This is a genomic window from Rhodococcus sp. SJ-2 (assembly GCF_053750035.1).
In genome coordinates, this window is record NZ_CM132340.1 from 2,137,214 (window position 1) to 2,152,113 (window position 14,900).

Genomic DNA, 14,900 nt, shown 5'->3' on the forward strand with positions numbered 1-14,900 from the left:
TGAGACTATCCGCCTACTTGACATATGTCGAAAAGGTGGCGCACTCTGTAGCCGACCAGTATTTCGACATATGTCACACAAGTGGAGCCACCATGTCACGCGCACAACTTGCCCTCAACGTCGACGACCTGATCGAGGCGGTCACGTTCTACTCGAAGCTGTTCGGAGTCGAACCTGCCAAGCTCGAGCCCGGCTACGCGAACTTCGCAATCGCCGAGCCGCCACTCGAGCTGGTCCTGCTCGAGAATCCCGGCAAGGGCGGGACGATCAACCACCTCGGCGTGGAGGTCGACTCCAGTGAGAAGGTCCACAGCGAGATCGCCCGCCTATCCGAGGAAGGGCTGTTCACCGAGGAGGAAATCGGCACCACCTGTTGTTTCGCGACCCAGGACAAGGTATGGGTCACCGGCCCGGCCGGGGAGAAGTGGGAGGTCTACACCGTCCTCGCCGATTCGGACACCTTCGGCTCGAGCCCGCAGCACCTGGACAGAACCCCCGGCTCCGTGAGCGACGTGTGCTGCGGCAGCGCTGCTCCGGCCGGGGAGACGAAGTCGGCCCCAGCCGGAATATCCTGCTGCTGAACAGTTTCGGAGTTGCGATTGCGACCGAGGGTGATCACGTACTCGCAGTCGGTCTTCGCTCGGATGACGCAGCCGGGTTCACATGTGCGGCGGCTGCGCTGTCCCTGCGCCCTACTCGACTCCACGCCCTACTTGACGATGTTAACCATCTTCCCTGGCACCACGATCACCTTGCGCGGCGCAGCGCCGCCGAGCAACTCCACGATCTTCGCCTCGGCCAGTGCCGCCGCCTCGATCGCATCCGCCTTTGCGTCAGCGGGAACAGTGATCCGGCTACGGACCTTGCCGTTGACCTGGATCGGGTACTCGACGGTGTCCTCGACCAACCACTTCTCATCAGCGATCGGGAAAGGCCCGTGCGCAAGCGGTTCGGAGTGCCCGAGCCGCGACCACAGCTCCTCGGCAAGGTGCGGCGCGACCGGAGCCGTCATCAGTACCAGTGGCTCGACCGCGGTACGCGGAGCACCCGAAGGATATTGCTTGGTCAGGTGGTTCGTGTACTCGATCAGCTTCGCGATCGCGGTGTTGTCGCGCAGATGGGCATAATCATCGGTCACACCTGCGACGGCCTTGTTCAGCGCGCGCAGCGTGTCCTCGCCCGGCTCGTCTTCGGTGACCCGGACAGCGCCACTCTCCTCGTCGACGACGAGGCGCCACGCACGCTGCAGGAACCGTGACGCACCCACGACATCCTTCGTCGCCCACGGACGCGACTGATCGAGCGGCCCCATCGACATTTCGTACACACGCAGGGTGTCTGCACCGTAGTCGTTGCAGATCTCGTCGGGCGCAACAGAATTCTTGAGTGACTTGCCCATCTTGCCGTATTCGCGGGCAACCTCCTGCTCGCCGTCAGGACCCGGCCAGAAGAACTTGCCGTCGCGCTCGACCACCTCTTCGGCGGGAACATACACGCCACGCGAATCGGTGTACGCGTAAGCCTGGATGTAGCCCTGGTTGAACAAGCGGCGGTAGGGCTCCGACGACGTGACGTAACCGAGGTCGAAGAGCACCTTGTGCCAGAAACGCGAGTAGAGCAGGTGGAGCACCGCGTGCTCGACACCGCCGACATACAGGTCGACGCCGCCCGGGTCGTTCGGACCGTGCAGTTCGGGACGCGGACCCGTCCAGTACGCCTCGTTCTCCTTGGCGCAGAACTCTTCCGAATTCGTCGGGTCGATGTAGCGCAGCTGGTACCACGAGCTGCCCGCCCACTGCGGCATCACGTTGGTGTCGCGCGTGTAGTGCTGCAGTCCGCCGCCGAGATCGAGTTCGACGTTCACCCAGTCGGAGGCCTTCGCGAGCGGAGGCGACGGCTCGGAGTCGGCGTCGTCCGGATCGAACGACACCGGCGCGTAGTCCTCGACCTCGGGAAGTTCCACCGGCAGCATCGAATCGGGCAATGCATGAGCTTCACCCTGGTCGTCGTACACGATCGGGAAGGGCTCGCCCCAATAGCGCTGCCGGGCGAAGAGCCAGTCGCGCAGCTTGTACTGCACAGTGCCGGTGCCGGTGCCGTCTTCCTCGAGCTTCGCGATGATGGTTTTCTTCGCGTCGGCGATGTCCAGTCCGTCGAGCAGCCCGGAGTTCACGAGTGTGCCCTCGCCGGTGTAGGCCTCGGCTCCGACGTCGCCACCGGAGATGACCTCCCGGATGGGCAGTCCGAACGCGGTCGCGAATTCCCAGTCGCGCTGGTCGTGACCGGGAACGGCCATGATCGCGCCGGTGCCGTAACCGGTGAGTACGTAGTCGGCGATGAAGATCGGGAGCTTCTCACCATTGACGGGGTTCACGGCGTACGCGCCGAGGAACACACCGGTCTTCTCCTTCGACTCCTGCCGCTCCAGATCGGATTTCGCGGCGATCGCGGCGCGGTAGGCAGCAACGGCGTCGGCCGGGGAGGCAGCGCCACCCGTCCACCGCACGTCGACGCCGACCGGCCACGCCGATCCGACGATCGCGTCGACGAGTTCATGCTCGGGAGCGAGGGTGACGTAGCTGGCGCCGAAGAGCGTGTCGGGTCGGGTCGTGAAGACCTCGACCGCGGCGTTCGTACCGTCGACCGCGAACGCCACCTGGGCGCCGTGCGAGCGGCCGATCCAGTTGCGCTGCATGGACTTGACCTTGTCGGGCCAGTCCAGGTGCTCGAGGTCGTCGATGAGGCGGTCGGAGTATGCGGTGATTCGCATCATCCACTGGCGCAAGTTCTTCCGGAAGACGGGGAAGTTACCGCGCTCCGAACGACCGTCGGCCGTGACCTCTTCGTTGGCCAGGACGGTACCCAGGCCGGGGCACCAGTTGACGAGCGAATTCGACTGGTAGACGAGGCGGTACGAGTCGAGGACCGCGCCACGCTCGCTCGACGACAGCGATGCCCAGTCACGTCCGTCGTCGAGGGTGCGCGTGCCATCGGCGAATTCGGCCTCGAGCTCGCTGATCCGGCGCGCCTTACCGGCTGCGGCGTCGTACCACGCGTTGTAGATCGTCAAGAAGATCCACTGGGTCCAGTGGTAGAAGTCGACGTCGGTGGTCGCGACCGAGCGTCGGTCGTCGTGACCGAGCCCCAGACGGCCGAGCTGCCGCTTCATGTTGACGATGTTGGCGTCGGTCGTCGTGCGGGGGTGGGTGCCCGTCTGCACCGCGTACTGCTCGGCGGGCAGACCGAAAGCGTCGTAGCCGAGCGTGTGCAGCACGTTGCGTCCCTGCATCCGGTGGAACCGGGCGTAGACGTCGGTCGCGATGTAGCCGAGGGGGTGCCCGACGTGCAGACCCGAGCCCGATGGGTACGGGAACATGTCCTGCACGAACAACTTGTCGGCGGGCACGTCACCGGCGAGATCACCCACCGGGTTCGGTGCGTGGAAGGTGCCGCGCTCGCGCCACAGCTCCTGCCAGCGCTGCTCGATCTGCCCCGCGAGTTCGGCGGTGTACCGGTGCTGGGGGGTGGCGTCGGACGACGATGGAGAGGACTGAGGGGGACGGGTCACGGTGATCGCTATCTACTCGGCCGGCGTTTGTGGGCTGCAACCAGGGTAGAACGTGCCCCGACCCGAGGAGTGGGGCGGCCACACGCGGCGGTATCCTGGTCCGGTGCTGATCGTCGCCATTCTGCTTTTTCTTATCGCCCTCGCCATCGGCGCGGTCGGTGTCGCGGCGCTGACCGGCAAGCTTCCGCGCAACCGCTGGGCGGGTGTGCGCACGCCGGAGTCCCTCCGCGATGAAGAAACCTTCGCCATGGCCAACAAGGTCGCTGCACCCAGCATGCTCGGCGCAGGTGCGTTGTGCGTCTTCGGTGGTGTCGCGGCGCTCACCCTGCCCACGATCGGCGGTGTGATCGCGGTCGTCGTCACGGTTGTCGCAGCGCTGCTCACGGCGGGTGCCGGTGGTTCGATCGCGGCCCGGGTCGCGGAGGCGACGAAGCCCGCGGACGAAGGTTGCGGAACGTCGTGTGGTGCGTGCAGCCTGCGCGGAATGTGTGAACCGACCGCCTGATCGTTCGCCCGCACACCTTCGCGTGGCAGTGATCCATATCCTGTGCCCATGACCAGTCGTCGCGTCGTCGATCCTGCGGGGGCACTGTTCGGGCTCGCGATCCCGTTGCTGTGCGCACTCGCTGTGCTTGGGCTCACGGTCGTGTGGGAGCCTCGCCTTCCCGCCGAGGTCGCATCGCACTGGTCGGGTTCGGGCGCCGCCCCCGACTCGTTCGCAAGCCCGATGTCGGGCGCCTGGACGATGGCCCTGCTCATCGCGCTGGTCGGCGGAGGATGCAGCGCCATCGCTGCGCTCGCCCAAGCACAATTGATGATGCGTCGCTACATGCTCGTGATCGGTCTCGCGGTGACCTTCCTGATGGCGACGCTGTACGTCGCGACGCTGGCTGTGCAGTTGGATGTGTCCGACCCCGCAGAGGTGCCGTTCCCCGCGTGGTCCCTCGGACTCGGCATGTGTCTCGGCGTCGCGGTCGGATGGGTCGGCGCGCTCCTGCTCCGTGATCACCGCGAGCGCCTGTCGGCGAAGACCACGCCCGATCTACTGCTCCCGCGCGGACCCGTCGAGTTACCCATCGTCGATCAGGTCGGCACCGGCAGGCTCACCACCTTTGTGCTCGCACTTCTCGTACTGATGCCCGTGATCATCGTGTGCATCCTGATAAGGAACTGGTGGCCCATGGCCATCGCGATCCCGGCGGGCTTCCTGGTCCTGAGCCTGCTCCGGTTCACGGTGCGCGTCGACGAGCGCGGTGTCTCGGTGCGCAACCTCGGAGCGTCCTCGCTCGACTACGACCTCGAGGAGATCATCGGCGCGAAGGTCATCGAGACACGCCCGTTCCAGGACTGGGGCGGATGGGGAATGCGGATCAAGCGGCCCCACCGGTACGGACTGGTCACGAACACCGGACCGGCACTGGTGATCACCACCGAATCGGGCCACGAACTCACCATCACGACCGAACGGGCCGAGGAGATGGCCGGCGCGATCAACACCCTCGCCGACCGGCGGAACACCGTGTGATCTTTGACGTCCTCCCGGCCGTGAACGACCGAGATTCCTACCAGCGCCCGCTCGGCGCTTTCGGTGGGTTCCTGTTTCACAGGGACATACCTTCCGCTAGGCGGCAGGATTTACAGTCCCTCCGCAGGCGTTTCGCCTCTCCGCCCGTCCGGCGACGAGGATATTCTTGGCTGCATTCAGATCCCGGTCGTGGACCACACCGCACGCCGTGCAGGCCCACTCCCGCACCGACAACGGTTTCGGACCGTCCGACCCGCCGCACACCGAGCACAGTTGGGACGACGGAAACCACCGGTCCACCCGCTGGAAGGTCCGCCCATAGCGGGCGGCCTTCTCCTCGAGCAACCGAGTGAACATCCCCCACCCGGCATCGTGCACCGACTTCGCCAACCGCGTCCGCCCCAAGCCCGCGACACACAGATCCTCGACGAACACCGCTTGATTCTCGCGGACGATCCTCGTGGAGTGCTTGTGTGCCCAATCCTTGCGGGCGTCGGCCACCCTCGCGTGAGCTTTGGCGACCTCGAGGCGGGCCTTGGCCCGGTTCTTCGAACCCTTCTTTTTTCGGGACAGATTCTGCTGCGCCTTGCGGAGTCTGCGTTCGGCACGTCGGAAGAACCTCGGCGACTCGATGACCTTCCCGTCCGACAGGACCGCGAACGTGGTGAGACCGAGATCGATCCCCACCTCGGAGTCGAGTTCGGGCATCGGTTCGTCGGTGGTCTCCACCACGAACGACACGAAGTATCGGCCCGCCGAATCCCTGATGACCGTGACGCTGCTCGGCTCGGACGGCAACTCCCGTGACCACACCACCTTCAACTCGCCGACCTTCGCGATATACAACGTGCCGTTCGAACGCAGCGAGAACCCGTTGCGGGTGAGCCGGACCGTCTGCCGGTTGTCCTTGCGGGACCGGAAGCGAGGCGCCCCGATCTTGCGGCCCTTCCGCTTCCCGGACAGCGAATCGAACCAGTTCCGATACGCGCGCCGCGCGTCCTGACAGGCCTGGACCAACACCACCGACGCCACCTCGGCCAGCCATGCCCGCTGCGGGGTCTTCTTCGCTGCGGTGACCACCCACCGCTGCACGTCGGTGTCCGAGACCCTCACCCCCGCTGCGTACGCGTCCTGCCGGGCGCGAAGTGCATCGTTGAATACCACCCGTGCGCATCCGAACGAGCGGGCCAGCATGTCCTGCTGGCCGGGCGTCGGGTAGACGCGGTATTGGTATCTGAGTTGCACGCCCGCACCGTACAAGCGACCACCGACATTTAGATTGAGTGTGTGCCCCGCGGACGGACCGAGGCCATCGACTGGAACGCTTGCGATTCCTGAACAGTGAGCGGCTGTCCGCGGGGCCGGCCTGAGGTTCGGCCGGTGTCTCTGTTCGGGAACTTGAAGCCGCACGACCACCAGTGGGCGTCGTGGACTTCTGCTTACGGAATGTCTGGGCAATGCCGTCACCGATCCGGGCCGAGCGACCCCTGCAACCGAATCGTGGAAGGTAGTCCGTGAACCTGATCTTGGGCATCGACCTCGCCTGTCGAGCAGCTCATCAATCCTCCCTCGCCCGCACCGACGGAACCTACGTGTGGACTGGGAAGAAGTTCTTCACCCGCCCCGCGGACCTGGACGACCTATGGGCCGACATCGACCTCCAAGAAGGCGACACGCTGCGGGTCGTGATGGAACCCACCCGCAACGCTTGGGCACCTGTCGCGTCGTGGTTCCGGCGGCGTGGCGCGGTGGTCTCGATGGTCCCGACCACGCAGTCCGCAGACCTGCGGGCCTACTACTCCAAGCACACGAAGAACGACCACCTCGACTCCAAGCTGCTGGCCCGGCTGCCGCTGCTGCACCCCGAAGGACTCCGCGACCACACCGGCGACGGCCCCGCTGAACCGCTCCGGCGGGTGGTGAAGATGCGGTCCTCGGTGGTCAAGCGCCGCACCGCTGTCTACTCCCGGCTCGACGCGTTCCTCGAGCTCCTCGGGCCGGCCTGGTACGACGCGCTCGGATCGAACTACGGCAAGGCCGCGCTCGCGGTGCTGGTCCGCTACGCCGACCCGACCACTCTCCTCCGGCTCGGGCACGCCCGGCTGACCCGGTTCCTGATCCGTCACTCCCGGGGCGCCTGGCGCGAGGCACACGCCACCGCGCTGCTGAGGGCGGCCCGCGAGTCCCTCGACCTGTGGGGCACCGATCCTGACGTCGGCATCGACTTCGCCGAGCTCGCCGCCGACATCGCTGTCGAAGCTGAGCAGGCCCAGGTGCTGACCGAGCAGATCGAGGACCTCGACGAACGCATCGCGAACCTGTACGAAGAAGCCGATCCGGCCGGGATCATCGCCTCTGCTCCCGGGGTCGGTCCAGTCACTTCCGGTGTCATCGCCGGCCGGATCGGTGACCCACACCGGTTCCACTTGCTCGCCGCAGTTCGTGCCTAATCCGGACTCGTGCCCAAGGTTGCCCAGTCCGGGCAGTCCCACCACCAGCACGGGCTGACCAAGGCCGGCGACCCACTGCTACGCGAAGCGCTGTACGCCGCAGCCGACTCTGCCCGCAAGACCGACCCGCAGCTCGCGGCGAAGTACAAGCGGCTCATGGACAGCGACCGGCACCACGACTCCGCCGTGTGTCATATCGCGACCGTCCTGCTGACCCGGATCGTGGCCTGTTGGCGGGCTGGCGAGCACTACGTCATCCGCGACACGACAGGCCACGTCATCACCGCCGAGGAAGGCCGTCAGATCGCTCGCGACCACCACAAGATCGACCCAAAACGACGCCAGCAAGCCGCCGACACCCGGCGCTCACAGCGCCTCAAGAACAGGACGAGCCGGGAGCAGAAGGAGTCGCAGAGCGCACCAGCAACCCGGCCCGTCAACACCAAGCCTACGACGCTCGAAGTGGCTTGACATTCCTTAGGAACTCACACACCGGTCGAGGGATCGGCTGTCCCGGCCGTGAACGGCCTGGCTTGCGCCGAAGACAATGCGGTCAGTTCCGCTCGACCTCGATGGGGTGGGTCGCCAGCAGCGCCATCGGGAGCGGCTGGCGGCGCAGCACACTCGCCCACATGTCGGTACCGGCCGGGGCCAGGATGTCGCGGGGGTGGGCGGAAACGACCATCCAGTCGTCGTTGCTGAGCTCACCGTCGAGCTGACCGGTACTCCACCCTGCATACCCTGCGAAGATCCGCACTCCCTCGACGTGCTGGGCGAGGGTTTGGGGGTCGGTGTCGAGGTCGACCAGCACGACCCGGCCCGCGAGCCTGCGGACGCCCTTGATGTTGTCGACCGAAGCGCCCTGCCTCGCGATGCCGAGGCACAGAGCGGAGTTCCGGTGGACCGGCCCGCCGACGTACAGGGCACCCGGCGAGGCCGACAGGGGAGCCCAGTGGGGGAGCATCGCGCCCACGGCGGTGTCGCTGATTCGATTGAGTACGACACCGAAGCTGCCCGAGGCGTTGTGTTCGATGACGTAGATCACGGTGCGCCGGAACGTGGCTTCGGAGAGCGCGGTGCCTGCGACGAGCAGATTCCCCGCACGGACCTTGGGGGTCGACGGTGCGGTGCGGTCCTCGGGGTCGTCCTGGTGCTGCGCCACGTCGTCATTGTCTCACCGTGGCTGTGCCTTTGTGGTTACGAATCCTGCAGTGTCGGCCAGAACCCCGAGGTGGTGTTCGAACAGCGCCGACACGTCGGTGAAGGTGTCGCGGCCGTATTGACCGAAGACCTCGAAGCCGACCGCGCCGAACAGTCCGGTCCACACCAGGATCCCGCGGGCGAGAACCGTGTCGGGTAGCTCTGCGTCGAACTCACTTCTGATCCGCGAGAGATCCGACGAGAGCGAGTCGGGGACCGGAACGGTCTCGATCGCCCGCAACCCGCCCGCGGCATACGCGTCCGCCAGAATCCCGACGAGTCGGACCACGACCCGGATTCCGGGCTGGGTCGTGCGTTCGGCAGGCGCCTGGTAGCCGGGGACCGGGCTTCCGAACAGCAGCGCGTATCGCGCCGGTTCGCGCAGGCCCCATTCGCGCACGGCACGGCCGAGCGCGCGGAACCGGTCGTGCGGGTCGTCCACCCCGGTTACTGCGGCGTCGACCGTGTCGCCGAGTTCGTCGTACGCATCGACCACCAGAAGGGTGAGTAGTTCGTCGCGACTCGCAACATAGCGGTACACCGCGGACGACACCACGCCGAGATCACGTGCGACGGCTCGCAGCGAGAGTGCGGCGGCGCCTTCTGTCGCCAAGTGGTCTCGACCGATACGGAGGATGTCGGCCATCGTGCGGGCGCGGGCCCGTGCGCGGGGGGTGGTCATGCTCCCAGCCTGACCACAACAGCGAGCACTGTCAACAAATGTGAGCACTGCTCTTGACATGGGACCACTCGCGGTGCAGTCTGAGTTCAGAAACAGAGAGCAGTGCTCACATTTGTTGGACAAGGTCTCGAGAAAAGGACGGACACCATGTCGAAACTCCACGTAGTCGCCGGCGCCGGGCCTGTAGGCACCACTGTCGCGGAACAACTCGCAGCGCAGGGACACCGAGTCCGCGTCCTCACCCGCTCGGGAAGCGGACCCGAGGGCCCCGGAATCGAACGCCTGCGCATCGACGTCAACGACCCCCGCGCTCTCGACCAGGCACTGATCGGCCCCGACGGAGACAGCGCCGTAGCCTTCTACATGTGCATCCACGGCTCGACCTACTCCGCGGAAGTCTGGGAGAAGGAACTCCCCAGCGCCGAGCAGGTCGTGCTCGACGCTGCCGGTCGCATCGGCGCGGTCGTCGTGTTCCCCGAGAGCCTCTACTCCTACAGCTCACCGCACGAGGTCATGACCGAGAACTCGCCCCGCAAGGCGACCCGCGGCAAACTCGGTGTGCGCACTCGACTGCTCGCAGCCCGTGACGCACACTCCACACCGACCGTAAGCGTTGTGGCATCGGACTTCTTCGGCCCCCACGTCCTCGAAGCCCATGCGGGTGAACGCATGGTCCCCACCGTCCTCGCCGGGAAGACATCCCGGGTCCTCGGATCAGCGGACACACCGCACTCGTTCACCTATGTGCCCGATCTCGCAGCCGCGATGATCGCCGCCGCGGGCAACGACGAAGTGTGGAACCGCGTCCTGCACGCGCCCACGGCGCCCGCGGTGACACAACGCGAGATGGCCACTGCTTTCGCGGCCGCCGCGGGAATGTCCGCTCCGAAGGTGGGGACCATCCCCGCATGGGTACTGCACGTAGGCGGGCTCATGAGCCGCGATATTCGCGAACTCGCGGAAACCGTCTACATGTTCACCGATCCGTTCGTGATGGACTCGAGCCGTACCGAGACGGATCTCGGGTTGGCGCCCACACCGATCACCGAGGCAGCGGCAGCAACCGTGCGCTGGTGGCAGGACCGCGAACGGTAGACAGCACCGGCGGCGGATAGTCTCGAAAATTGTGCAGGACTCGAAGCGGCAGGCGTGGCAGTCGACGGTTTCCGCTCTCCGCGGATCACCGGGACTGGCACGCCTGACGCTCGTGCGCTTCGCGAGCCAGTTCGGCGACGGCATGTTCCAGGCCGCACTCGGCGGAGCGATCCTGTTCAATCCCGAACGGCACGCAGACCCCGTGGCGATCGCCGCGGGGTTCGCGGTTCTGCTGCTGCCGTACTCCGTGATCGGCCCGTTCGCAGGCGCGCTTCTCGACCGCTGGGACCGCCGTTCGGTTCTGTTGTGGGCCAATGCGCTGCGCGGAGTCTTCATTCTCGCTGCCGCCACCGTGCTCATCACCGGCGGAGCGCAGACACCATTGATGGTGCTCGCCCTCGCCGCCGTGGGGGTGAGCCGCTTCGTTCTCGCGGGGGTGTCGGCATCCCTTCCCCATGTGGTGAACCAATCCTGGCTCGTCGGTGTCAATTCCGTTCTCGCCACGGCAGGTTCGGCCGTATCGGCTGCCGGCGCCGGCGCCGCTGTCACCACGATCGCACTCGTCGGTGCAGGCGACCTCGGTTCCGGTACCGCTGTCGCCCTGGGGGCGTCCGGTTCGGTGATCGGCGCGGTCGCCGCGGGCGGATTTGCACGTCACGCACTGGGACCCGACGGCGCGCGGCCCCGGGCGGTGGTGCACACCATCGTCTCCGGGCTGCGGACCGGAGCAACAGCGGTCTGGGAAGCTCCCGGTGTCGCCGCCGCCATGATCGGAATCGGCGCGCACCGAATCGTCTTCGGTATCGACACGCTGATCATGGTGCTCGTGCTCCGCAACACCGAACAGGAGACGTCACTGCCCGGCGGGCTCGCAGGATTCGGTGTGGCGGTCGCCGCCACCGCAGTCGGCATGCTCGTGGCAGCGATCGTCGCACCGTTCCTCATCCCACGACTCGGCCGGCCGCGCACGGTCACCCTCGGGTTGATCGTCGCGGCGGTGGTTCAGCTCTTGTTCGTCACAGCGGTGGCCCAGGGACCTCTGCTCATCGCGGCCTTCCTCCTCGGACTCGCGGGACAGACGATCAAGCTCACCGGTGACGCCGCAATGCAGATGGACATCGACGATGCCCGCCGTGGCCAGGTATTCGCGTTGCAGGACACCGTGTTCAACATCGCATTCCTCGCAGCACTCGCAATGGCTGCATTTGTCATCGCGCCGGACGGCCGTTCACCCGCACTTGCTGTCGCCGGTGCGGCGATCTACGTGCTCGGTGTGATCGGGGTGCTTGCGATCAGGCGCTATCGGATCGACAGCGGGAGTTGATCACACAACGCGGTGGATCCGGATCTCGGTGGCCTTGACCACGAACCACACGGTTGCTCCGGGTTCGAGTGTCAGGTCGACGGCCGCGGCCGTCGTGATTTCGGCCGACAATCCGCTCGACGCACGCACCAGCACCGTCGCACCCCTCGCCTCGATTTCACCGACGGTGACACGCAGCGTGTTCCGCGGGCTTCCGTGCGGCGGCTCGGTGTAGACGGCCACCGCGGACGGGGGAAACACTGCTGCCGCCGCAGCTCCGGAGGGGCAGTCGTCGTCGACGAGGCCGTGCACGAGACCCACTTCCGTGGCAAGACCGTCGGCTTCGAGGACCCCGCCCAGCAGGTTCGTTCCAGCAATGCGCGCGGCAAATGCACTGCGCGGGCGCGTCAGGACGCGTTGCACAGTGTCGTCTTCGACGATCCGCCCACCGTCGACGACTACCACCCGGTCGGCCAGTGCCAGGACATCGAGGGGATCATGGGTCACGATCAGCGCTGTACGACGGTCTTCACGCAGCACCCTGCGCAACAGCGACCGCACGGCAGGGGCCGTTGCGACATCGAGTGCAGCCATCGGCTCGTCGAGTAGGAGCAGTTCCGGGTCTGCCGCCAATGCCCTCGCGACAGCGATACGCTGAGCCTGCCCACCCGAAAGCTGATGCGGTGTGCGATCAGCGAATTCGACGGCGTCGACATCCTTCAACCAGCGCATCGCGACCTCGCGTGCAGCATTGCGCCCCCGGCCCGCACTGCGGGGTGCGAACGCCACGTTGTCGAGTGCGGTCAAGTGCGGAAACAGCAGTGCCTGCTGGGCGAGCAGAGCGACCGAACGTTTATGAGGTGGCACCGCTGCACGCGCCTCCGTATCGGTGAGAACGCGATCGCCCAATTCCACTCGGCCCCGGTCCGGTCGGATCAATCCGGCGATCACCCCGAGAAGCGTGGATTTGCCGGCTCCGTTCGGCCCGAGCACCGCGACAGTGCTGCCCGCGTCCACGTCGAGCTCGACCTCGAAATCGCGCTCGTCGACACTCGCGTGCACGCGCAGCCGGCTCATTCCGGTCCTCCCTTCGGGTGTCGCGAGTGCACGGCGACGACGATCACGAGTGCAACGACGATGAGCAGCAGCGACAGGGCCACCGCTGCGTCCGGATCTGTCTCACGTCGCAGATAGATCTCGAGTGGCAGCGTCCGGGTAGTGCCCTGGAGACTGCCCGCGAAGGTGAGGGTCGCGCCGAATTCACCGAGTGCACGGGCGAATGCGAGCACCGCACCCGACGCGAGCCCCGGTAGCACGAGCGGAAGTGTGACGCGACGGAAGACGGTGGTGGGCCTAGCACCGAGTGTGGCAGCGACGTTTTCGTACCTGTTTCCCGCTGTGCGCAAAGCACCTTCGAGGCTCATCACGAGGAACGGTAGTGCCACGAACGTCTGCGCCACCACCACCGCGGTGGTGGAGAAGGCGATGCTGATCCCGAACACTTCGAGTTGCTCACCGATCAGCCCCCGTCGCCCGTAGGTGTAGAGAAGCGCGATACCCCCGACGACGGGTGGCAGGACCAGCGGCAGCAAGACCAGCGCGCGGAGCACCCGCAGACCGGGAATGCTGCTGCGCGCCAATACAAGCGCCATGGGTATACCCAGGATCATACACAGCACAGTGCTCGACGTTGCGGTCACGAGACTGAGTTCGAGCGCCTCGAGTGACGCCTCCGATGTGATCAGCTCAGGGTAGTTCGCCCAGTCGACAGTGAGGAGCATCGCAGCCAGCGGCACCGCGATGAAGAGCAACCCCACCGCGGCAGGCGCGTACATCCACGCAGGTATCCCCGTGGACGCGCGCACGGGACTCACGGTGCGCCGAATCCTGCGTTTCCGAGAACTGCACGCCCCTGTTCACCGGTCACGAAGTCGACGAATTCCGCTGCCAATTCGGCATTGTCGGCTGCTGCGAGCTCGGCAATCGGATAGGTGTTGACGGCTCCGGACGACTCCGGGAACGCAACCGCAGTCACCGATTCGCCTGCGCTCGTCGCATCGGTGACGTACACGAGACCCGCGTCCGCCTGACCGGAAGTGACCTTACCGAGGACATCGGTCACCGAGGATTCCTCCGAAACCGGAGTGAGAGCCACTCCCGAGGCCTCCTCGACCCGCTCGGTCGCGGCCCCGCACGGCACCTGCGGTGCACACACGACGACAGAGAGCCCTTCCCTGGAGAGATCGGCGAACGAGGCAATGTTCTCCGGGTTTCCCGGCTCGGTGACGATGGTCAGGACGTTGGTCGCGAACTCTACGGGCTCACCCGCAACCAGTCCGGCGTCGACGGCGTCACCCATGGTCTTCGTGTCGGCCGATGCGAACACGTCGGCAGGTGCACCCTCTTCGAGCTGCGTGACGAGAGACGACGATCCGGCGAAGGAGAACTCCACGGTCACCCCGGGGTTTTCGTCTTCGAAGAGATCGCCGAGCTCGGTGAATGTCGACTGCAGTGATGCTGCTGCAAACACCGTCAGGGTCTCGGAGCCCTCTTTGCCGGCATCACTGTTCGCACAGGACGTCAGGACGAGAGCGGCGGCGATTCCCGCCGACGCTGCGACGAGTGCGCGGATCTTCATCAGTTCTCCCCGGGGGTTTCGACGATGACGTTGGTGGATTTGACGACGGCGACCGAGATGCTGCCCGGTACGAGACCGAGTTCTTCCACGGCCTCGGTACTCATGAGTGAGACGATCCGGTGCGGGCCGCATTGCATCTCCACCTGCGACATCACCGTGTCGGACACAACGCGCGTGACGAGTCCGACCAGCCGGTTGCGTGCGGAGCTTCCGACACCCAGCAGGTCGGGTGCCTCGGTGGCCTGTGCCCGGGCGAAGGCTGCGAGTTCACCACCTTCGACGACCTTGCGTCCCGAGCCGTCCTTGGTCGCCGAGAGCAGACCTTGATCGACCCAGCGACGCACGGTGTCGTCGCTGACTCCGAGGAGAGCCGCGGCGTCTCTTATCCGCACATTCGTCATGAACTGGACGATACTTCCGCGTTTGCGTACGAACAAGC

Annotated in this window: 15 protein-coding genes; 7 read left to right on the forward strand and 8 right to left on the reverse strand. The window is 66.1% G+C overall.

Annotation, left to right across the window (positions count from 1 at the left end):
- Positions 1-92 precede the first annotated feature (92 nt).
- Positions 93-581: an ArsI/CadI family heavy metal resistance metalloenzyme gene (locus ACSYG9_RS09990; protein WP_454842308.1), complete on the forward strand. Its 489-nt coding sequence runs from the start codon at positions 93-95 to the stop codon at positions 579-581.
- A 128-nt stretch (positions 582-709) separates the two neighbouring features.
- Here ACSYG9_RS09990 and leuS read toward each other — a convergent pair whose 3' ends face one another.
- On the reverse strand, positions 710-3,568 hold the full coding sequence (gene leuS / locus ACSYG9_RS09995; protein WP_454842309.1) for a leucine--tRNA ligase: 2,859 nt from the start codon (positions 3,566-3,568) through the stop codon (positions 710-712).
- 103 nt (positions 3,569-3,671) lie between these two features.
- On the opposite strand from leuS, the gene ACSYG9_RS10000 reads away from it, so the two are divergent.
- The gene (locus ACSYG9_RS10000) at positions 3,672-4,073 is read left to right on the forward strand and encodes an SdpI family protein (RefSeq protein WP_440127005.1); all 402 of its coding nucleotides are present in this window, start codon (positions 3,672-3,674) and stop codon (positions 4,071-4,073) included.
- A gap of 48 nt (positions 4,074-4,121) precedes the next feature.
- The gene (locus ACSYG9_RS10005) at positions 4,122-5,093 is read left to right on the forward strand and encodes a DUF1648 domain-containing protein (RefSeq protein WP_440127006.1); all 972 of its coding nucleotides are present in this window, start codon (positions 4,122-4,124) and stop codon (positions 5,091-5,093) included.
- Between the two features lie 96 nt (positions 5,094-5,189).
- On the opposite strand, the gene ACSYG9_RS10010 is transcribed toward ACSYG9_RS10005, so the two are convergent.
- The gene (locus tag ACSYG9_RS10010; protein ID WP_440127007.1) at positions 5,190-6,338 is read right to left on the reverse strand and encodes an RNA-guided endonuclease TnpB family protein; all 1,149 of its coding nucleotides are present in this window, start codon (positions 6,336-6,338) and stop codon (positions 5,190-5,192) included.
- A 269-nt stretch (positions 6,339-6,607) separates the two neighbouring features.
- Here ACSYG9_RS10010 and ACSYG9_RS10015 point away from each other — a divergent pair, with 269 nt between their 5' ends.
- Both ACSYG9_RS10015 and ACSYG9_RS10020 read left to right on the forward strand, forming a co-directional pair.
- Complete coding sequence (locus ACSYG9_RS10015; RefSeq protein WP_454842310.1) at positions 6,608-7,543, forward strand: IS110 family transposase; 936 nt, start codon at positions 6,608-6,610, stop codon at positions 7,541-7,543.
- 9 nt (positions 7,544-7,552) lie between these two features.
- On the forward strand, positions 7,553-8,014 hold the full coding sequence (locus tag ACSYG9_RS10020; RefSeq protein ID WP_440127009.1) for a transposase: 462 nt from the start codon (positions 7,553-7,555) through the stop codon (positions 8,012-8,014).
- 82 nt (positions 8,015-8,096) lie between these two features.
- On the opposite strand, the gene ACSYG9_RS10025 is transcribed toward ACSYG9_RS10020, so the two are convergent.
- Together ACSYG9_RS10025 and ACSYG9_RS10030 are read right to left on the reverse strand one after the other, a co-directional pair.
- Positions 8,097-8,705: a YqgE/AlgH family protein gene (locus ACSYG9_RS10025; protein ID WP_440127010.1), complete on the reverse strand. Its 609-nt coding sequence runs from the start codon at positions 8,703-8,705 to the stop codon at positions 8,097-8,099.
- Between the two features lie 12 nt (positions 8,706-8,717).
- Positions 8,718-9,425, reverse strand: coding sequence for a WHG domain-containing protein (locus tag ACSYG9_RS10030; protein ID WP_440127011.1), 708 nt, complete (start codon positions 9,423-9,425; stop codon positions 8,718-8,720).
- Positions 9,426-9,572: 147 nt separating this feature from the next.
- Here ACSYG9_RS10030 and ACSYG9_RS10035 point away from each other — a divergent pair, with 147 nt between their 5' ends.
- Positions 9,573-10,520, forward strand: coding sequence for an NAD-dependent epimerase/dehydratase family protein (locus tag ACSYG9_RS10035; RefSeq protein ID WP_440127012.1), 948 nt, complete (start codon positions 9,573-9,575; stop codon positions 10,518-10,520).
- Between the two features lie 31 nt (positions 10,521-10,551).
- Positions 10,552-11,844, forward strand: coding sequence for an MFS transporter (locus tag ACSYG9_RS10040; RefSeq protein ID WP_440127013.1), 1,293 nt, complete (start codon positions 10,552-10,554; stop codon positions 11,842-11,844).
- Here ACSYG9_RS10040 and ACSYG9_RS10045 read toward each other — a convergent pair whose 3' ends face one another.
- The 4 genes from ACSYG9_RS10045 to ACSYG9_RS10060 are packed head-to-tail and all read right to left on the reverse strand — an operon-like array spanning position 11,845 to position 14,862.
- Positions 11,845-12,900, reverse strand: coding sequence for an ATP-binding cassette domain-containing protein (locus tag ACSYG9_RS10045; protein ID WP_440127014.1), 1,056 nt, complete (start codon positions 12,898-12,900; stop codon positions 11,845-11,847).
- Positions 12,897-13,658 carry an ABC transporter permease gene (locus tag ACSYG9_RS10050; RefSeq protein ID WP_440127608.1) on the reverse strand — a complete coding sequence of 254 codons (762 nt, stop codon included), beginning with the start codon at positions 13,656-13,658 and terminating at the stop codon, positions 12,897-12,899. Before ACSYG9_RS10050 ends, ACSYG9_RS10045 begins: the two co-directional genes overlap by 4 nt.
- A gap of 35 nt (positions 13,659-13,693) precedes the next feature.
- The gene (modA, locus tag ACSYG9_RS10055) at positions 13,694-14,461 is read right to left on the reverse strand and encodes a molybdate ABC transporter substrate-binding protein (protein ID WP_454842312.1); all 768 of its coding nucleotides are present in this window, start codon (positions 14,459-14,461) and stop codon (positions 13,694-13,696) included.
- The gene (locus ACSYG9_RS10060) at positions 14,461-14,862 is read right to left on the reverse strand and encodes a TOBE domain-containing protein (protein ID WP_440127016.1); all 402 of its coding nucleotides are present in this window, start codon (positions 14,860-14,862) and stop codon (positions 14,461-14,463) included. Before ACSYG9_RS10060 ends, modA begins: the two co-directional genes overlap by 1 nt.
- Positions 14,863-14,900 lie beyond the last annotated feature (38 nt).